This window comes from Halorarius litoreus (assembly GCF_024362405.1).
Taxonomy (GTDB): domain Archaea; phylum Halobacteriota; class Halobacteria; order Halobacteriales; family Haloarculaceae; genus Halorarius; species Halorarius litoreus.
Window position 1 is genome coordinate 942450 of the sequence record NZ_CP101454.1, and the last position, 20318, is coordinate 962767.

The following is a 20318-nucleotide window of genomic DNA, read 5'->3' on the forward strand; positions in this document are numbered from 1 at the left end:
TACGACCGCCGGTCGGCAATTGCCTATGCAACGTCGCTCGACCCGCCGTCGCTTTCTTGCGGTTGGGATTGGTGCGGCTGCCCTCACAGCGGGATGCATCGGTCAGTCACCGGTTCCCGAGGAATTCGAACGAATCGGTGGTACACCATCCCCAACGCCTCGAGAGAAACTCACCGATGAGCCAGCGGATTTACTGCTCGAACCCACGTCGCTATCGGAGGGCTCCAGTTACAATTTCACCGACCCCACGACCCGAGAGACACAGAGCGGGCAGAGTGTCAACTACCAGGTCCAGGAGGATGGCTCGTATTCGCATCAGGTCACTATCGGCCTGACGCGCCGGCAGACGATCGACGGTGCGGTGTTTGACCACGAGATGCTCGTCGAGACGTACACCGATGAACATGATGCGACTGTCGAACGGCTCGATTTCGGTGATACGGGGAGTCTCGTCACCTTCTCTGACGAAGCACACGCGATCGTCACGTATCGGAACGTGATCGTCCACGTCGTGTCGTACGGCGGACCGCCCGAACAGGCCGTCGAAATCGCACGCCGACAGATAACCGACCTACAGACGTAGGTGCGCTCCGCGGTCGCCGCCGTAGGATGCACAGTCTTAAAGGAAGATCACGACAACCCGGAATGGTTGGTCGCGAGCGACGCGGAGGTCCCGCGAACGCAGGAAGCGGGACGTCGGTGAACTCTGCTCACCGGAAGGCGGCAGCGGCGAGCAGGGCGGCCAGAGTGACACGCCTGAACAACTAATGAAGCCGGACGACCTCCCGATACGCGGGAGGAATTATCCGGGTTGGGTTCTGGCGTTCAGCATGAACGAGCCCTCGCTGACGGCACCCACTATCTGTTCCCTCAGGCTTGGCGATCGAGTACAGAACGAAGTGGGTGGCTTCAGAGCGGATTTTCGTGCCAGAAGTAGAAGATGGCCTGGATGTCGACCATCGTCGCGCGCCGCTCGATCGCACGGTCATCGAAGTGGTCCTGAAGCCGGTCACGGAGCTCTGCGGCGGCCACGTTGATGTGGTGATACTGGGTCGTGTCGAACCCAGTATCGACGGTGAATTCGGAGACGCACACGTCCGCAAAGAAGGATTTCGCCCGGGAGTACTGGTACATCACGTAGTCGTCCGGCGCCGCAAGCATCAACAGCCCCGTCGCCAGCCGCATCAGTGTGCCGTCGGCGGAGAGGTTCTCGGCGTCCTCGTAGAACCATCTGAACACGTCCAACCGGCCGGTCACGTAACTCCATTCGTGGTCAAAGAGCCGTGAGAGTACGAGTGCGGCCGTCTCGGAATGTTCTCGGGTGTGGTCTTTGAATGGTCCCCACGTCGCCCAGCCGCGGCCGCCCAGCAGGTACTCGATGACCGGTGAGGAGATGACCCCGTGACCGGTATCGTACACCTCGATGACCCGTTCCAGATCGTCCGGTGAGAGGTCGGTACCGTCGAGTTCAGAGGTGAGGGCATTGCTGACCGCCGCTGCTGCTTGGTGGGTCCAGGCCTCCTCGTAGTTGCCGCACCAGTACGCATCGTACTCGCCGTCGCTATCCCCCTCCCCGTATGCCCCGGCCGCGACGCCGGCGGCGTACTCGGCTAAGGCCCTGTCGACGAGGTCGGTGTCGAACTCGATACGGCCACCGTCGTCGGCAGTCCCCTCCCATCCAATCAGCGGCTCGTACACTGGTTTCGAGCGACCGAGGAGTCGTGGGGCCAGATCTTCATTCGACCAGCCGAGTATGAGTTCGAACAGTTCGTCTATCTCACATCGAATCGATACCTCGTGGTCGGTCGACGCGGTTGCGTGGCCGACGTGAGCACGATAGGCTTCGGTGAATGCTTCCATCCCGGCCAGCGAGGAGTTGAAATCACCACCTACGCGGAGTCCGAACTTCCGCAGCAGTGACTGCGTCTGGGAGTCGACAACCGGGAGTTCCGGGGTGGTTCGAGAGAAGAACTCGAACAGCCAGCTCTCGCTGGCGATGAGGTCCGCCCACTCAGGGTCCCAGGTGTCGGCCTCTCGGACGGTCGTCAGGAACGAGGCGAGATCACTGACGTCACCGTCCCACTGGTTCAGGATATACGCGCCGAACACCGTCGTTCGTTGGAGCCCGTCAGTGCTCCAGAAGGAGTAGAACGCCTCTTTCGAGGGAGACGAGCGAAACGTCTGGAAGTCTGCGAGTAGCGTCTCGCGTGGGTCCGGTGTGGTGAAGTCGTAGGCGACGCCGCTGGCCGCTTTCGAGACCGTCTTCGCCCAGCCGTCAAGGAGTTCCCGCTGCCGGGGTCCGAACCGGTGGTCCGTCGCAGCGTCCGTAGAATCCCCAGTATTCGTCATGGACGACTGTCACCCCTGTGTGGTATAATGGTTGGCCAGATAGCGGCTGTTTGAGTCAACAGCGCTTACTACTGCATCAGCAGTGGAGATACAGCGTTAGCGGCCCCTCTCGAGATGCGCAATGCTGGAAAGGGTCTCAGCCGCTACTGAGCAACTGTCCGGGTGGCTCTGGGCCAGACATCGTTGTGGTCGGAGCGAACTCGGATGTCCGTGACTTGCGAACGCCCTACCAGTGTCGAAGTCGAAAAAGCGGGGAAGCGGGGGCCAGGGGTTGGAATGTCAGATGCGAAGTCCCAGGTGGACAGTCTGAAAGTCGCTTCCCCATTTTGAACACTCGTACCATCCGTAATAAACACTGGACAACTCGTCAAGAATTGTCTCTCGGCGCGAGCCAACCCACACATCCGGGTGGGACTGAAAGGGGCCGGGCGCTCGTGGAGCGAGGCGACACAAGCACCGCAACGACGTGAGGAGCGCAGCGAGCCGCAGCCCACGAGCGTCCGGGGGCTTTCACGGCTACCCACTACCGTATATTTCACAACAATAGTCAAGCATTTTTACCAACGCAAAATACCTGAATCCAATGCCAGCTGAGCACGCGTATCTTCGCGTCCGCCCGAGTGACGACCCTCTCCCTGTAGATCGCATCACTGGCCAGTTCGAACAGCTCCACCGAGCGCTCGACTACCAGCCGATCGAGTGTCTCCTGATCGCCACCGACGACGAAGTCAGCTACTACTTCGGAACCACCCCAGGAACCCGCGATACGCTCTACCGAATTCTCGACCGACTCACGCCCGACAGCTACCCCATCGAGTACGTCGACGAGGATCCACTCCCCGACCTCGACAACCCAACCACAGCCGAGTTCCACGGCATCGGCGAACGCAACCAGGACTGGCAAACCCGACTCCGACCCCCGGCACTCTCGGACGCCCCCGAACAACACGACACCGCGAGAGTCGAAGCCGCCCCGAACCTCCCCCTCGAATCCATCGTCCAGGGGATGGCCCAGACCGATAGCACGGTCGTCTATCAGGCACTGCTCGAACCCAAACCCGACTGGTCAGCCGACGCTGAATACCGCGTTCGACGCATCGACCAGAACCGCGACACGTACGGCCAGCGCCTGTTCAGGCTCCTCTTCGGCCCCGTCGACGACGACGAGGACGAACGCCACTCACCCAGACGCTCCGCTCACAGACGCGGCGACGCGGGGAGCATCCCGGGCACGCGTATCGACGCCATCCTCGCGAAATCCAGCCGGAACGCGTTCAACGTCAACGCCCGCCTCATCGCAAGCGGCCCAGACGCCGAGCCGGCCATCAGAGACCTCGCGGCGACGTTCAACGCCATCGGCGGCGACTTCTACGATATTCGTGCCACCATCGACACCGACCCCGACACGCTCCCGGAACTCGTTGAAACCCGAACACAGAAAGACGGTGACACGCTCACGAACACGCTCAAACACACGCTCCCGTTCGCGCCGAACAACTCCCCGCAGATCGTCGCCGACTCGACGACCGTCCCACACTTCTGTCTGTTCGACGGTGCCTCGCTCACCGACACCGCCCGCAGAGCACTGCGAGCCGTCCCCGGAGAACGCACGGGTATCACGCCCCCGGACGAAGACAAACTCGCGTACTACGACACCGGGATGCCGCTCGGCATCCCGAAGGCACAGGACGACTCGCTGCTCGACACCGACATCCAACTCCCCCCGCCGCTCCAGCCCCTCCACGAAGCCATCTTCGGGCAGACCGGCGCCGGCAAAACGAGCCTCCTCGAGAACGCCATCCTCGGGAACCACGCCGCGACCGACGGTGCGGACATCCTCATCGCGCCGAAGGGCGACGGCATGCCCACCGAGTACCTGCGAGCGCACTTCGCCGAGTACGGCACCCTCGAGAACGTCTACTACTTCGACTGCTCGCAGACGCTCCCTGCGGTCTCGGTTTTCGACATCCGCGACCAGCTCGCTGCTGGCCGGTCGCGCACGAGCGCCATCGAGGATATCGTCGACCACTACATCGAGATCCTTCGGGGAGTGGCGGGCGAGGAAAACTTCGACACGGCGATTCGCTCACCGGACGTTATCCGCTATCTCGTGAAGGCGCTGTTCGACGCCGACTACGGCGCCGACGCGTACACCCACCGTGACCTCGAACACGCTGTCACGCAACTCCAGACCGAGCAGACGCCCCCGCAGTTGGGCGACGACGACCTCCGGCGGCTACTCGATGGCATCACGCAGAACGACGCCCGGTCGTTCGACGCCATCATGCAGGGGGTCGCGAGCCGGATGGAGAAGATCACGGTTGACGACCGACTGAATCGCCTGTTCAATCACGTCCCGCGTGAGGACGACCCTGCCTTCGACTTCGGCGATGTCCTCGACGAGGACGCGGTCGTGATCTTCGACCTCGGTGGCGTCCGCCGCGAGAGCCAGCGAGCGCTCACGCTCGTGTTGCTCTCGAAGCTCTGGACGGCGCTGCAACGCCGGAAACAGCACACACAGGAGCCGCCGCTCGTCAACCTGTATCTCGAAGAGGCGGCGAGTCTCGCGGTCTCGGACCTCCTCTCGGATCTGCTGTCACAGTCGCGCGGGTTCGGGCTCTCGGTCACGCTCGCGATGCAGTTCCCCGGGCAGTTGCGAGCAGCCGATGAGCGGGCGTACGACGAGGTGATGAACAACGTCGGTTCGATCGTCACGGGCAACGTCGCGGTCGACACACAACTCCAGCAGCGGCTTGCAACGGCCGACATGCCAGCCGACGAGGTGGCCAATCGGCTCCGGGCGCTCTCGCGGGGCGAGTGGCTCGCGTCGCTCCCGGCGCCGTACGGTGAGCCACGGCCACAGCCGTTCGTCATGGAGTCGTTGCCGTTGCCTCCCGGTCACCCGGAGGGGGGCGAGTCGCTTTCGGCGGCGAGGGAGACGGCGTTCGACGCCGTCCTCGACGCCGTCGAGGAGCGAACGCGGGATGCACACGGGCTCTCGCTCGACGGGGACATACCACAGCAGGGCAGTGGCTCCGACGACGAGTTCGACCACGTCGCCTCGGCGCTCCCGCACACGACCCGCTTCCCGGACTGTCTCGACTACGACGAGCTGGCCCACGCCGTCGTCTGCACCGCGTGTGAGGCACGCTACGACGCGTCGATCGACGGCGTCCGCCGAGCAATCGAGTGCTGTCACGCCCTCACGGATGTCGACCGAGACAACATCCCGATCTGCAGTGTCCCACTGACGCTCCGCCCGAACGAACGCCACGACAGCGACTGCTCGCTCCAGCAACTGCTGTTCTTGCAGGCGGTGTACAGCGCCCAGCACGGCCAGTTCGACCCGCTCGAATACGACATCCTTCGCGATAGCATGGATCTGTTGCAGACGTATCTAGGGCTCGATGACGACGCCGTGCAGGAACTCATCGACCGCGGCCTGCTCCGTGACGACGGCGACTATCTCCATCAGCTCTACACCGTCACCCACCAGGGGCGAGATGTCCTCCACGAACCGCACCGCGAGGGCGATACCCACGGGCACGGCACGGGCGACGTGGCGGAGTCGAGTTTCCACACGGTGCTGGTCGAACTCGGCCGGCGCTACATCGAGCAGGCATTCGGTGACGACCCCGAATCGTCGGTCGTCGAGGCGCGGTCGTACGTCGACTGTCCGGATGGCGAGGGCCGGTTCGATGCGGTCGGACTCGATGCCGATGGCGATGTCGTCGTCGCGCTCGAAGCTGAGCGCTCGAACAACGACCTCAAGGAGGCAGTCCCGGCTGATTACGACAAGATGGCGGCCGCCGACCCCGAGGAGGCGATCTGGGTCGTTCGCCAGCAGTCGGTTGCTCACGAGGTACTCGGAGCGCTCAACGACCCGGCGGCTGGTGAGCCTCGCGTCGAGAAGACCTACAGTGAGAATTCGCCACCGAGTCGCTGGACGATCGACCAGCCCGGCTTCTCACAGGTGCGGACGGTCACCCAGCTCACCGACGCGCTCGACCTGGGATAGAACGGAGCTGAAAAAATCAATTCGCTGGTGGATACCGAGAAGATTCAGTGAGATGTCCACGCGAGCAACTGTATCCGTTCGATTGATCGAAGGCAGGGGACGGTATCGGGGAGAATCGCCAACCGCAATCAAAGCTGACCCTTCTACTGAAACCTCGACGATACCATGTATCGACGAGGGGAGTATCCCGCCGGCCGATGCTATCGACGGATCGATCGGGTCAGCGTAAACACGAACAGGGCGATGAAGTACGCCCCGGAGAACGCCTCGACCGACGTGAGCAGGTTCACGCTCGGGTTCGTGATCTGGGGCGACCCGAGGACGAGCGCAACGAACGTCTCGGTACTCAAGATGGCGTAGCCGACCGCTGACGGCTCATAGCTCGTCAGCGCACCGACGAGGCCGTACACGATCGCGAACAACGCGACCACGCCTATGGAGGCAGCGACGACCCGCCACGGCCGCTCGCCGTACCCGCAGGTGCTGCCCATCACGAGGTTGGTCACTGCCCGGCCGGCGCCCCGGAGCCGCTCGCGGAGCCCGTCGCCGGCCCGCATCGCCAGGAGGTGGCGTCGCCGCCGGTACCGCATCTCCCGGAGGAAGAACTGGGAGACGGCCTCGTTCTCGTCGATGGCTTTCGCCCCGTTCTTCGCTTTCAGGTAGGTCACTTCGAGGTCCTCGGCAGTCATCGACGGCGTGCCGCCGTCGGTGCCGACGTTCGCGGCTCGGTCGGCGGTGTCGTGAACGGCGTAGTCCCGACGGGCGAGTTCGAGACGATGATTAGAGAAGTCGAATCCCTCGAAGTCGGTCCGGTTGATGACGAAGTGGTCGAACACTGAACCGTCGGCCATTCCTCCCACATCGACCTCGCCGACCACCGTGCGGGTGAGGTCGAACACGACCGGGTCGCCCGATTCGACGTTCACGCGGCCAGCCGAGAGGTGGGCATCCGTGAAGTCGATGACGCGCCGGGTCGACAGCGGCGCTGGCTCGAACACTGGCGTCCCCGTGAACACGGCGTCATGAAAGCGGAGCTGGTCCGTGAACGTGACATCGACAAACCGCGTTCGTCGCTCGAATCGCGTATCGTCGAACCGGGCGATATCCTCGAAGGTAGTGCCCTCGAAGTCGGTACTCCCCACGAACTCCACGCGGGTAAAGTCGGCGACGTCTTCGAACGTCGCGCCGTCGAAGTTGGCGAGCTGGTAGAACCGCGTGGCGCGCCCCTCCTCGCCGGTCCGGAAGAACGCTGCCGGACCCTCAAACGTCACCCGCGGGAAGTGTGCGTCTGCGTCGACCCGACCGTAGAAGTCGAAGCGATCACGGAACGTCGCTCCGTTGAACCGCGCCGATCCTGTGAACGCCGCGTAAAGGTCGAACGGCCCCTCGAACGTGGCGTCTTTGAAGTACGAGTCGGCGTTGATATCGACGAAGAACGTAGTTTTCCCCTCGACGACGGCGTCGGTGAACGTCGGCTCGTCGTTGAAATCGGCGTAGAATTCGACATCACCGCGGAACGTCGTGCCCGTGCATGCCAGCCCCAGTTCGAACATCGCCGGCACCGCCCGGAAGTCACCTTCGACGGTTGCCTCGCTGAACACGAGGTCACGGTCGAACTGGTTCTGGAGGGTGACGTCTCCCGTGATGTGGGCGTACTCGAAGTGACACCCTGCGTCAACTCGCGAGCCCGTAATGGTGACTGCTCCCAGGTCAGCGTGATCACACCGAAGTGGCTGTTTGAGGTCGGTGTTCGTGAGCGCCAGTTCGCCGTCGACCGTCGCGTATCGCACGTCAATCGGATAGTTGTCCGGAGCTGCGAGCCGCTGGTGGCTCACGTCCAGTTCCCTGAGGTCGGCTCCGAGGAACTGCTTGACCGCTGGCCCCTCAGTCCGTGCCGCGGTCACGAACGCGTCGGTAACGGCATCGGGAGTGATGTCCAGGTCGGCCCGCTCTGTGGTCGTGAGGTGGAACAGACAGCGGTCGTGGCCACCGAGCGTTCCTCGCGGGCACGCCCACGTCGACCCGGTCGTGGCCATCGCCGCGCCAGCACCGGACACACTCACCGAATCATCGTTCCCATCGGTCGTGTCGTCGAGCGACCGTGAGAACGTGCAGTCGCCGGTGAGGTCCGTTACGTGTGCGTCGAGGTCGACCATCGTCTCTGCCCCATCCTGGCAAGGGGGCAACAAAAAGCAAGTGGGTCGAATCGGGTGGCGTGGGACGGCCCGCCAGTCAGGCGCTGACGCTGATGAATTCGAAGTCGGTCGACCGGGAGTCGAATCGGTCGAGTCTGAACGGGGCGGTCGGGACGGGCGACTCGCCGGTTAGCAGGCCGCGAACGGCGGCACCGGCGGTGAACGCGCTCATGATGCCGCGGCCGTGAAACCCGGTCGCGACAATCAGGTTCTCAGGGCCCTCGGGCGGTACGTCGATGATGGGGTAGGTGTCCGGCGTCGCGCCGTCGACGCCCGCCCAGCCCTGGACGTAGTGGGCGCCGCTGGTGTCGTCGACGACGTGGGGGAACAGGTCGACGATGCGATTACGGAATGCTGCCGCCTCATCGGTCGGAGCGTGGGCCGGGTCGTCCGGGAACGCTGACCCGCCGCCGAGCAACAGCGTCCCCGAGCGGGTCGGCCGCCAGTAGACGTCCGGATCCGGCAGCCACCCCATCGGGACGTCAGAGAGGTCGACGTCCGCCCCGAGTTCGACACACTGTGTCCAGTACGGCCGTACCGGCAGGTCGACGAGGCCATCGACGAGTGCGGGCGACTGCCATCCGCCGGCCAGCACAACGCGGTCCGGTTCGCGGGTGTCAACATCGGTCTCGACGGCCGTCACCGTCCTCCCGTTGACGGCCAAGTCCGTCACCTCGACTCCCGTCTCGAAGGCTGCGCCGCGGTCGGTCGCGCTCCGACGTACCGCCTCGGTGAACTCCGAGGGCACTACCCACCCGGTGCGGTCGAACCTGAGGTAGCCCCCCTCCGGCACGTTCAACATCGGATATTGGGCGGTGGCATCCTCTGCAGGCACGTACTCGGCGGCAACGCCCTGTTCGCGGTGCTCTTCGACCTGCTGTTGGAGTGGTCCCCGTTCAGACGGAAACTCAAGGCTCTCGGCATCGTGGAACCGGAACCCGTAGTTCCCGTCGAACGCGTGGAACGACTCCAACGCGTGATCGACGATGCGGTCGTGACCGGCGTACGCCGTCGCAATCGTCACGAGGCCGGCCGCTCGGCCGGACGCCCCGTGGCCGATACCGTCCTTCTCGAGTACCGTAACGTCATACTCGGGGGCGAGCTCCCGAGCGATCGCACACCCAATGACACCGCCACCGACCACTAGCACCTGCTCGGTCATCTGAATACATACGGATTCCGGGGGCCGCGTATTAGCGGTTTTTACCCACTAGTTCATCGAAACGGAATCGAGTCGCACAGTTTACGCTGTATCAGAGATGTCGATTGGGCGGGAGCCTTCGAGAGCAGCTTCCAGTGGAAGCGGTGGTGGGTGCGCATGGCACCCCTCGATGAGTGGCACTCGGGACCGCCAGCGTGACGTACACACGCCGTTGCGTCCGTCTCTCCAGTGTCTGTAACGGATACGGCCGGGATCGGCGGGTCGGTCGGGCCGTACCCACCCAAATCTCTCCGCTTAGTGTGTCTACCCAGTCTGTGTACGTGATACGGGGCCGTAATGCAACAAAACGACGCTGTCCAAGGTGGCTACCACCAAGACGGATTCCGGTGGTAGCGAGCCCGAGACGACCGATCTGTCTCACTATCATTGGCTGGTTCCTGTCGAACTCATTGCCGAATACAGCCGCCTGAATGGTGTGTATCCGTCGAATTGGAGCCTTCGAGAAGCTCGACGACCACCGAATTCGAATCTGGATGCAGTGGTGTATCCGCCGATATCCTGCGGTAGATAGCTGCATACGGCTACGTTCGCCGTTCTTCGACCGTGGCCGTTGTATACTGGATATCTGCCGACAGAGTGGCTGCTACTGGTGTGTACACCGTTTCGGAGGGGTACTTCGGTTGCCGACCAATGACTCGGGGTCCTTGTGTGGTCGCTCTCGATGGGAAACTAGCTAGTAGACGGCTGCTACGCCACGTGTATGACGGTTCACTTACTGCTGGGTTCGCTGGTCGTTCGACTGGGTAGTGGTCCTCAATTACTTAGTGCCGTACATACGGCTTCTACACAGGATATTAGCGGATGTCTGGGTGGCTGTACACACGAAATGCAGGTCGTTGGTGGGGACGAATTGATGAATTCTTGAAATAGAGGCGTTGCGTCCAGCGTGTACGGGGTCTGGTGTCGAGCTGGGCGCTAATTGGCCTCGAGCACCAGCTTGGATAGCGGCCTTCGTTTCCGGTGGAACTACTCTCCTCATCTCGGCGATTGCTTCAGTCACTGACGAGCCAGAGAACGCCTGCAATCAGCGCCCCGAGTAAGAAGAACACGAGCCCAAGTCCAGCCAGCGCGACAGCCAAGCCGCCGAGGACTGTGTCTCCCGGGACGGTGAGATACGCCGCTGCTGCTCCGAGCAGAAACAGGAGACAAACAAACCCGCCCAGAAACAGCGCGAACCCGGGGTCGAACTCACCAGCCATGCCCAACCGTCTCCCCGGATGTTGATAATGGTCTTGCATGGAGCCACGTCGGCGAGGCGACGCCGCTCGCGGTTGCGTTCGACGTCACGGTCGCCAGCGAGCGCGGGCCGACGGAGGCCACATTCGTCGTTCCGGTCGCTGAGTAACGCCCACTCGAACGCATTGACTGACCAACTGACTGCCTCCATCAACTCCTACCCGGGGGTCGCCCCCGCAGAGCTGCGGGCGTTTTCTCATACGCTGATAACGCCATTCTGGGTTTATACTGTGTCCCCTTATACAAGAAGTCAGAAAGCCGTAGATACCCGGCTCTTCAAGACAAACGTATCCAATTTCGAGTCATATACTGAATGCCGATACGTCCGCAAATCGGACGGGAATCGAACCCGGTGATTCGGGCCAGCCACCGCCAACGGAATTCGGCTGGTATTTGAGGCAGAAGCTTTGTATAGCCGGGGATTAAACCCGTAGTCGGTGTGGGGCGGCCTGGTACCAACCCTACTCCGGTCGCTACCACACCAGTTCTGATACGAAGACGTAGCTACCGCTACACAGACAGATAATAATTCTGGCAGATAACCGAGAGTTCCAGCTCGAATCGGCCACGAGAATCAGGTGCGTTTCGCTGGCTGTCAGTTCCGAATCTCGACCGAGAACTCACGGCACGGCGTGTTTCCAAAACCACCATACTGCGGCACGATTCGGTTCGAGACTGCGCGTCCGCGTCAGACATCTGTCCGCCTCGTGGAAACCTTTAATTACCCAGTAACCGTGCCTCAATTTGGTACCAGGCCGCGATAGAAAACAAAATACGAGTAGGGTTACATGTACGCACGCAGACAGCAACTGGTAACGGTAGCGATAGTATCGGCTCTCATAGTATCACTCATCGCATTCGCCGGGGCGTCGGCGGCGGTCGAGACGACCGTCACGGGTCCCGACGAGGTCGACCGCCCGGACATCGTCGAGTTCCAGTCGACGCTCGACATCCGCGACGGTGAGCAGGTCCCCATCGAGAACTTCACACTGACCATCCAGCCGGCGGACTCTCCCGAGGAGTCGGTGACGGTCACCTTCGCCCCGGACGGCACCGTCCTGGGAATCTCCCCGGAGAACGGCACCGTGGGCCAGGGTGAAATCAGAATCGAGCAGCTCCGTGAGTCGCTCGACATCACGCTCGTCGAGCAGACGACGGACACCGGCTACGGCTACAGCTACGGCTACGACGAGCGTCGCGGTGACGAGCGCGTCGAGTTCGGCTACGGCTACGGTTCGACGAACGGGACGTTCACCTACGACATCGCCTTCAGCTCGAAGGCGCTGAAACACGGCAGCTACGAACTGTTCCTCGCGGTAAACACGCCGTCGAAGACCGGGCAGTTCCAGTCGAACGTCGAAGACTTCGACGTGAACGTCCCCAGCAGCGTCAGCCCCCCCGACCGAGGTGAGGGTCGCGACGTCGACCACGCAGCGGACGACGGCGGAGTCGACGGCGCTGACGACGAGGACGCTGGCGACGACGCGCACGGCGTCGACGACGACGCCGACCACGGCCCCTCGACCGACAACGGGAACAACGGAAAGGCTCCGTCTGACCCGCCGGGACAGGCTGCCATCGCCGGTGGCGTCGGTTCGCTCCAGTCAGTGACCGTGGGGCGGTAACCCCGGTCTCCCTCCGACGGCATCCATGCCGGATCAGGATACGCTCTCGGTAGAGCGACTGACAAGTCGAATCGCCCGGACCTGGCGGACCGTCAGCGCCGACGAGCTGCTGCACCACGGCGGACTGATGGCTGCGGCGACCGTCCTCGCTGGCGCGTTCAACTACGGCTTCCAGGTGTTCGTCGGCCGTGCACTCGGGGCCGAGCAGTACGGGGTGTTCGGCGCGCTGTTCGCGCTGTTCTACCTGCTGCACGTAGTCGGGCGGGGCGTCCGGTTCAGCGCCTCCCGGTTCGCCGCGGAGCTCGACGGCCCGCACGACCGCGCCGCGTTCTACCGCGGCTTCCTCGGCCGCTCGGTCGTCCTCGGCGGGGTGAGCTTCGTCGCGCTCGTCGCGGCGAGTCCCGCCATCACGGCGTTCTTCGGCATCGAGTCGACGCTCCCCGTCGTCGCCGTCGCGGCGGCCATCGCCATCGAGCTCGTGCTCACGGCGAACCAGGGGACGCTCCAGGGCCTCCAGCAGTTCGCCGCGCTGGGCGGCTTCAAGGTCGTCCAGGCCGGCGTGAAACTCGGCCTCGGCGTGGCGCTCGTGCTCGCTGGCTTCGGGCTCTACGGCGCGTTCGGCGCCGTCGCCCTCGGCTCGCTGGTGGTGCTGGTGGCCTCCACGGCCTACCTACACTGGCGACTCGGCCGAGCGAGCGCCGCAACGACGAGCTTCGAGTACCGCCGGGCGTACCGGTACGTGTTCCCCGCGGCGCTCGCCGGGTTCTGTCTCACGGTGCCCGCGAACGCCGACGTGGTGCTCGTCACCCACTTCTTCCCGGCGGCCGACGCCGGCTACTACACCGCCGCCTCGGTGCTCGGGAAGGTGCTGGTGTTCCTCCCGATGGGCATCAGCACCGCGCTGTTCCCGAAGGTGACGGCCGACCACGCCGCCGCGGCGACCGACCAGCTCGACGACCTGTTCGACCGGGCGCTGGCGTACGCCGCGCTCGTCGGGGTCGTCGGTGCCACGGTGTACTGGTTCGCCGCCGAGCCCGTCCTGCGGGTCGTCTTCGGCGCCGACTACCTCGCCGCCGCGCCGCTGGTCCGCTGGTACGGGCTCGCGGTGCTCGCGGTCGTGCTGGCGGTGATCGTCCTCAACTTCCAACTCGCACGCGACCGGATGGGGTTCGTCTACCTGTTCGCCGCGGGTTCGGTCCTCGAACTCGCGCTCATCTGGGTGTTCCACGCGTCGATGGTCCAGGTCGTTCAGCTCGTCCTGGCTGCCAACGCCGTGCTGTTCCTCGCCGGACTCGCGTTCGTCAAACTCGATCTCGACCGATGAGTGATACACACACAGAGACGCGCGATGGAGAGCTGCCCCCCGGACGCGACGCCACACGGTCAGTCGTCGTCCCGGTGTACTGCGAACGGCCGGCCGTCTGGACCGGCCTCGTCGAACGCCTGCGATCGAACGGCTGGGACGAGGTCGTCGTCTGTCTCGACGAGCCGGACGAGCCAGCCCGGACGGCGGCGGCCCGCCTCGATACCCACGACTGGGTGACGCTGTCCGTCAGCCGGACGCGCCGTGGCAAGGGCGGTGCCCTCCAGGCGGGGCTGTCGGCTGCGACCGGTGCAGTCGTCGGCTACGTCGACGCCGACGGCGCGGTGCGCGTCGACGCCCTGGACGAGATCTACCGGCAGGTCGAGACCGGGGCCGCGGCCGTGGCCGTCGGCTCGCGGGACACCGACGACGCCTGCCGCGCCGGCCAGTCACCGCTCCGCCGGGCGCTCGGCGGGGGCTACCGCTGGCTCGCCCGCCGGGTGACCGGCGTTCCCGTGACGGACTTCCAGTGCGGGGCGAAGGCGTTCCGCCGCGACGTGTGGGCGCAGGTCGCCCCGGAGATGACGGAGGCCGGGTTCGCCTTCGACACCGAACTGCTCGCCCGGGCGTACAACGAGGGGTTCGGCGTCACCGAGGTGCCCATCGAGTGGAACGACCCCGGCGACAGCGACGTGCGGGTCGGCCGTGACGTCCCCAAACTGTTCGGCTCGCTCTGGCGGCTCAACGGCTCGGTCGACGCGAGCGACACGGACGACACCGATGACGGACCGCTCCGGCTCGCGCTGGTGAGTTCGCACCCGCCGAACCGCGGCCACCTCGCCGAGTACGGCGAGGAGCTCGCGACGGCGTACGGCGCTCGCGACGACGTGTCGGTGACGGTGCTCGCTCGGCAGACCGAGGGTGCCCCACGCGTCGAACAGCGCTCGAACTACACCGTCAAGCGAGTGTGGAAACGCGATTCGCTCCCGGCGGCGAAGCGCATCCTCGGCGAGTTGCGTCGCGAGCCGTACGACGCCGTCCACTTCAACCTCCACATGACGTACTTCGGGACGACGAACGCCTACCGGTTCCTCGGGCTCGCGCTGCCGCCGCTGTGTCGGGCGACACTCGACGCCCCGGTCGTCACGACGCTTCACGACCTGCTCGAGATCGTCGAGGACGACCAGGTCGACGCCGACGTCGGCCGGCTCGAACGCCTCGGCGCCCGGCTCGCGACCCAGCTCGTGTTGCTCTCGGACGCGACGACCGTCACCGCCGACGAGTACCGCGACATCCTCGACCAGCGCTACCCGCTCGGCGACCCCGTCCACGTCCCCCACGGGACGTTCAAGCGGGCCGACGGCGGTGTGCCGGCCATCGAGACGCCGCTCCGCCTGCTCGTCTTCGGCTTCCTCGGCCCGACGAAGGACATCGAGACGACCGTCGGGGCGTTCGAGCGCATCCGCGAGCAGGTGCCGGACGCCGAACTCGTCATCGCCGGTGGGACGCACCCCGACTACCCGGACCACCGCGCCGAACTCGAAGCGCGCTTCGGCGACATCCCCGGCGTCGAGTTCACCGGCTACGTCGACGAGGACGACCTCGACGGCGTCTGGAACGACGCGTCGCTCGTCGTGATGCCGTATCACACCTGCACGGGCGTCAGCGGCGTGTTCCAGCTCGCGAAGTCCTACGGGAAACCCGTCGTCGCCTTCGAGAACGAGGGGATGCGAACCTCGACGGTCGAGACGGGCGGCGCGGCCGCGTTCGTCGAGCCTGGCTCCGAGGAGGCACTCGCGGCACGCGTCGTCGACCTCTGGCACGCGGACGGCGAGCTAGAGGCGCTCGCCAGCGAGAACGCCGCGGCCGGGACCGAGGTGACGATGGCCGAGACGACCGACCGCATCGTCGAGCTGTTCGGCGACACGGCAGCCACAGCCACCGCCGACGACGGGGGTGACGCACCGTGACCGAGCGAGTGACCGGCCCGGAGCTCCTCGACCGGCTCGACGGCGACACGTGTACCCGTGAGAGCTGCTCGGGCCGGCTCGAACGCCGGCCGTACAAGGACACCCGCGCGGTCGTCTGTGCCGACTGCTCGACGCCCGTCTTCCGGGTGTGGAACCCATGACCGACGACGGCTCGGCAGGCGGGGCGGTCGCCGGGGCGGTGGTGAGCCGGGTCGTCCAGCGGCTGCCGGACAGCGTCAAGCGACGGCTCGCCGGGCCGTACAACCGGGTGCAGACCGCCCGGGCCGACCGCGAGTTCCGCCGCCGCGACCGCGAGTCCCGCCAGCCGGCTGCCGACGCCCCGCGGCACGTCGTCTGTGTCGTCGTCGACGCCCTCCGGGCGGACGCGGTCGATCCGGCGACGACGCCGTTCCTCGCCACCCGACTGGCTGGCGAGGCCATCACTCCCGCCCCGTGGACGTTCCCGGCCGTGACCTCGCTCGTCACCGGCCGCTACCCCCACCAGCACGGCTCGATGCGGCAGTCGGACGCGGCCGACCGCGGGGCGACCGACCTCGTCGTCCCGCCGACGCTCGCCACCGAGGAGCCGACGCTCCCGGAGCTGTTCGCGGCGGCCGGCTACCGGACCTACGGCGCGTTCGCGTTCCACATGCCTTTCTTCGCACTCGGCGGTCGGTTCGAGCGACACGCCCTGTACGACGACGCCCCCGCTGACGTGGTCCTCCCCGACTTCGCCGACTGGGTCGACGACCACGCCGACGAGCGCACGTTCTCGTATCTCCACCTCGGCGACCTCCACGAACCCGTCGAGCCACCCGAGTCGTACTGGGAGCGCTTCGACGTCGACCCGACCATCGACGGGCTCAGCCGCTGGCGGTTCCGCGAGACGCCTGACCCCGGACCCGAGGGGGAGCGGTACCGCGACCACCGGCGCCGGCTCTACCGGGCGGCGGCCGCCTACGTGGACGACCGACTCGCAGCCCTCCACGACCGGCTCCCGGCCGACGTGGCGCTGCTCGTCACGGCCGACCACGGCGAGGCGCTGTGGGAACACGCCGCCTTCGACGCCGAGACGTTCGTCGACTCGCGGCCCGCCTACGGCATCGACCACGGCGGCACGCCCTACGAGGCCATCGCCAGGGTCCCGCTCGTCACGGACGGGCTCGACCTGCGGCTCGACGGTGCCCCCGCCTCGCTCGTCGACGTCGCGCCGACGCTCCTCGATACCCTCGGGTGCGAGGACGCCCTTCCGGCGACCGGTTCGTCACTCCTGCGCGGCGTGCCCGAGGACCGCATCCCGCTGGTCGAAGCCTGCCGGTACGGCCACGAGAAGAAGGCCGCCTACGTGGACGACTGGAAGCTCGTCGTCTCGCGTGGCGACGACGCGGCCGTCGGGTTCAGTCTTCCCGACGAGGAGCCGACCGACCTCCCCGAGGACGTGGAGGCGCGACTGTTCGAGGCGCTCCCCGCGTGGCCGGACGGCGAACACCCCGAACGCCGCGTCTCGGGGATGGCACAGCAACGACTGGAGGACCTCGGCTATGTCTGAGTCGTACCCCCTCGATGCGAGTACGGGTGCCGGGCCGGCGGAGGGCGCCGCATGACCGACCCGCGGCCGAGCCGGTCGGTCGCCGACGGCTCCCGCGAGACGGTCGCGACCCACGCCGCGGGTGTCGGTGGGTTCCTCCTCGTCTACCTGTTTCTCGTCCGTGACATCACGCTCGGCCGGCTGTACGCGTTCGGCGACCTCGTCCCCTACTACGGGCTGCGGGCGTTCGAGAAGTTCACCGGGACGTGGCACGCCCAGCAACTCGGCTTTCCGTACATCTACAACGTCATGCCGGCGTACCTCGGCGCGGTCACCTCGGTGGGCGGCGCGCTCGGACAGAACCTGTTCTATCTGGCGCTCGTCCCCGCCGGCTTCCTGACGTTCCTCGTGTTCGCCGGGCGGTTCGTCGAGCGACCGGCACCGCGCTATCTCGCGGCGGGCGTCTACGCCATCAACCCGCTCACCATCGGCGAGTTCGTCAACGGCGGCGTCAGTACGCTCATCGGCTTCGCCGGCTACCCGCTCGTTCTCCACTTCCTCTACGAGGTCGACGAACGGGACGAGTGGCGACCGGTGCTGCTCGGCGCGATGGTGTTCGGCGCGACGGCCGTCGTCCCGTGGCTCGTCTTCTGGATGGTCGGCCCGTTCGCCGTCTACTTCGCCCTGCGGGCTCGCGACGATCCACGGAAGCTCGTGAAATTCGTCACGATGGGTCTGCTCGGCGTCCTGCTGTCGCTGCCGAACGTCCACCACATCCTCCAGCGGGCGGCCGGGTTCGGCGAGGGTGACGCCGTCCTCCGGAGGACGCTGGAGTGGAACTACGCGCAGGCCGACCCGCTCGCGGTCGTCCGGCTCGCGGGCAACCACGGCATCCTGGCGATGAACGAACTCGGCTACAACACGGAGCCGACGATGGCGATCGGGCTGGTGGTGCCGGCGATGGCACTGCTCGCTATCGGTCGCGAGCGGCTCACCGTCTACGTCGTCACGGCGTGCGGCTGCGTCCTGTTCATCGTCGCCACGGGCCTCGAACTCACCTACCCGCTGTTCGACGCCGTGCCGCTGTTCTGGTCGGTCCGCAACCCGACGAAGCTCCAGTACCCGCTGCTGCTGTCGATGAGTCTCCTGTTCGGTGCGGGCGTGGAGGCGGTGCTCACCGGCACGGCGCTCGCCGGACGGTCGACCGGGCCACGCCGTCAACTCGGCGACGCTGCCGCACGACTCGAGGCCAGCGGCGACTCGGTACTCCGGGCGGCGTTCGTTGGCCTGCTGGTGCTCTCGCTCGTCGCGTACGCGATGCCTGCTGCCGGCGCGTTCGGGCTGGATGGCGTCCGCGGCGACGACTACACCGTCCCCGCCGAGTACGACCAGGTCGCCGACGACCTCGACGGCCGGGTGCTGTGGGTCCCGTACGGCTACACGACGCAGCTCCGACTGCGCGACACCTATCCGAACCACGTCGGCATCAAGAGCGGCGGCGTCGTCCAGGGGATACCCAACGCCGGCTACGTCACGACGCTGTTCGAAGACGTCGCCGCCGGCGACCCCGTCCACGACCGCCTCACCGACCTCGGCGTCCAGTACGTCGTCGTGGAGTCCGACCCGCCGGACGACTACGGCGAGGGGACGCCCCGCGTCCAGTCGAAGTGGGGGTCGCCGTGGCTGTTCGGCGACCCCGCGGCGTTCGACGCCCGGCTCGACGACTCCGAAGCGTACGAGCTGGCGTTCGAGTCAGGCGAGTTCAGCGTCTACCGCGTCGTGGGCGTCGACGAGCAGGAGCGTGTCGTCGAGCGCCAAGGCCTCCACGCCGCGGTCTACCCGACGAACGTGTCGGTCGCCATCGAGGGCGAGAACCTGGTGGCGAATCCCTCGTTCGACGACGGCTTCGAGGGGTGGTGGACGCCCCCGAACACGACCGGCCGGGAGACCCGACTCGTCGCCACCGACGAGGAGACCGCGGCCGAGTTGACGGTCAACGAGTCGGCCGAGCAGCTCCCCATCGCACAGGGGTTCACCGTACGCGAGGGCTACCCGTATCAGCTCGGGGTCGATGCGACCGGGGCGGGCGTCGCCACGCTCTACTGGTACGACGGCGAGAAGTCGCCCGACTCGCTCGTCCGGAAGGAGGTCGTCCCGCTGTCGGCGCTCCCGGTCGTCCGGGCGGCGGCCGGCGACACGCTCTCGGTCCGCATCAAGCCGAACGTCTCGAGCACGATACGCATCGAGGAGGTGCGTCTCCGGGAGACCAGCTATCCCGCGGCGACCGGGTTCGAAGCGAACACCGCGGGCATCCCGGGTGTCGTCGTCGACGGCACCGACGACCCGCCGGCGAACGCGACGACCGTCGCCGTCAACCTCGACCCCGAGACGGCCGCCGCGGCCGACGCCGACGTCCGCATCGTCGACGCCGAAACCGTCCTCGACGGGCCGCTGGTCTTCAGTGACACCTACCGACAGGGCGCCGGGGTCCGACTCGACGATGGCGAACGGCCGGCACGGGTGCCCGACGACGCGCGTATGGTCACCCACGAGACCGCCGCAGGTACTGTCCTCGACTACTGGGTCGTCGGGACGTTCGACGAGACGCCGGTGACGGTCGTCCACACCTCGTACGACGAGGGGTGGGTCGCCCCCCAGCAGAGCACCCACTTCCGGGCACAGGGCTGGGCGAACGGCTTCACCGACACCGACGCCAGCCAGATTCAGTGGTCCGGCGGCGGGCTCCGGACGGTGGTCCTCTGGCTGTGGCTCGCGGCGTGGGCCGGCACGCTTTTGGCGCTGCTCGCCGCCGAACTGGTCGTCCGCCGACGCAGCGACACCCGTTCGACTCACCCACTCGGCCCATGACCAC

The 20318-nt window shown here is 66.0% G+C and carries 12 protein-coding genes; 8 read left to right on the plus strand and 4 right to left on the minus strand.

What is annotated here, in order from left to right:
* The first annotated feature begins 25 nt into the window (after positions 1 to 25).
* Entirely contained in the window at positions 26 to 583 is a 558-nt protein-coding gene (locus NL126_RS04750) for a hypothetical protein (RefSeq protein WP_255197770.1), read from the plus strand.
* A 326-nt stretch (positions 584 to 909) separates the two neighbouring features.
* On the opposite strand, the gene NL126_RS04755 is transcribed toward NL126_RS04750, so the two are convergent.
* On the minus strand, positions 910 to 2349 hold the full coding sequence (locus NL126_RS04755) for a hypothetical protein (RefSeq protein WP_255197771.1): 1440 nt from the start codon (positions 2347 to 2349) through the stop codon (positions 910 to 912).
* A 583-nt stretch (positions 2350 to 2932) separates the two neighbouring features.
* Here NL126_RS04755 and NL126_RS04760 point away from each other — a divergent pair.
* Positions 2933 to 6367 carry a type IV secretory system conjugative DNA transfer family protein gene (locus NL126_RS04760; RefSeq protein WP_255197772.1) on the plus strand — a complete coding sequence of 1145 codons (3435 nt, stop codon included), beginning with the start codon at positions 2933 to 2935 and terminating at the stop codon, positions 6365 to 6367.
* Positions 6368 to 6567: 200 nt separating this feature from the next.
* On the opposite strand, the gene NL126_RS04765 is transcribed toward NL126_RS04760, so the two are convergent.
* From NL126_RS04765 to NL126_RS04775, 3 genes are all read right to left on the minus strand, one after another.
* Positions 6568 to 8523, minus strand: a complete 1956-nt coding sequence (locus tag NL126_RS04765) for a pentapeptide repeat-containing protein (protein ID WP_255197773.1) — start codon at positions 8521 to 8523, stop codon at positions 6568 to 6570.
* A 76-nt stretch (positions 8524 to 8599) separates the two neighbouring features.
* Positions 8600 to 9724: an NAD(P)/FAD-dependent oxidoreductase gene (locus NL126_RS04770; protein WP_255197774.1), complete on the minus strand. Its 1125-nt coding sequence runs from the start codon at positions 9722 to 9724 to the stop codon at positions 8600 to 8602.
* A gap of 1052 nt (positions 9725 to 10776) precedes the next feature.
* Positions 10777 to 10983 carry a hypothetical protein gene (locus tag NL126_RS04775; RefSeq protein ID WP_255197775.1) on the minus strand — a complete coding sequence of 69 codons (207 nt, stop codon included), beginning with the start codon at positions 10981 to 10983 and terminating at the stop codon, positions 10777 to 10779.
* Positions 10984 to 11808: 825 nt separating this feature from the next.
* Between NL126_RS04775 and NL126_RS04780 the strand changes: the two genes are divergently transcribed.
* From NL126_RS04780 to NL126_RS04805, 6 genes are read left to right on the plus strand one after another with little or no spacing between them, the layout of a single operon-like run.
* Positions 11809 to 12645, plus strand: a complete 837-nt coding sequence (locus NL126_RS04780) for a hypothetical protein (protein ID WP_255197776.1) — start codon at positions 11809 to 11811, stop codon at positions 12643 to 12645.
* 25 nt (positions 12646 to 12670) lie between these two features.
* Positions 12671 to 13969 (plus strand): oligosaccharide flippase family protein, encoded by a 1299-nt coding sequence (locus NL126_RS04785; protein WP_255197777.1) that lies wholly within the window; start codon positions 12671 to 12673, stop codon positions 13967 to 13969.
* A complete protein-coding gene (locus NL126_RS04790; protein ID WP_255197778.1) occupies positions 13966 to 15918 on the plus strand; it encodes a glycosyltransferase in 1953 nt (650 codons plus the stop codon). Before NL126_RS04785 ends, NL126_RS04790 begins: the two co-directional genes overlap by 4 nt.
* The gene (locus NL126_RS04795; RefSeq protein ID WP_255197779.1) at positions 15915 to 16079 is read left to right on the plus strand and encodes a hypothetical protein; all 165 of its coding nucleotides are present in this window, start codon (positions 15915 to 15917) and stop codon (positions 16077 to 16079) included. The genes NL126_RS04790 and NL126_RS04795 overlap by 4 nt, the downstream gene beginning before the upstream one ends.
* Positions 16076 to 17467, plus strand: coding sequence for a sulfatase-like hydrolase/transferase (locus NL126_RS04800; RefSeq protein ID WP_255197780.1), 1392 nt, complete (start codon positions 16076 to 16078; stop codon positions 17465 to 17467). Before NL126_RS04795 ends, NL126_RS04800 begins: the two co-directional genes overlap by 4 nt.
* Positions 17468 to 17518: 51 nt before the next feature.
* Entirely contained in the window at positions 17519 to 20314 is a 2796-nt protein-coding gene (locus tag NL126_RS04805; protein WP_255197781.1) for a hypothetical protein, read from the plus strand.
* Positions 20315 to 20318: the final 4 nt, after the last annotated feature.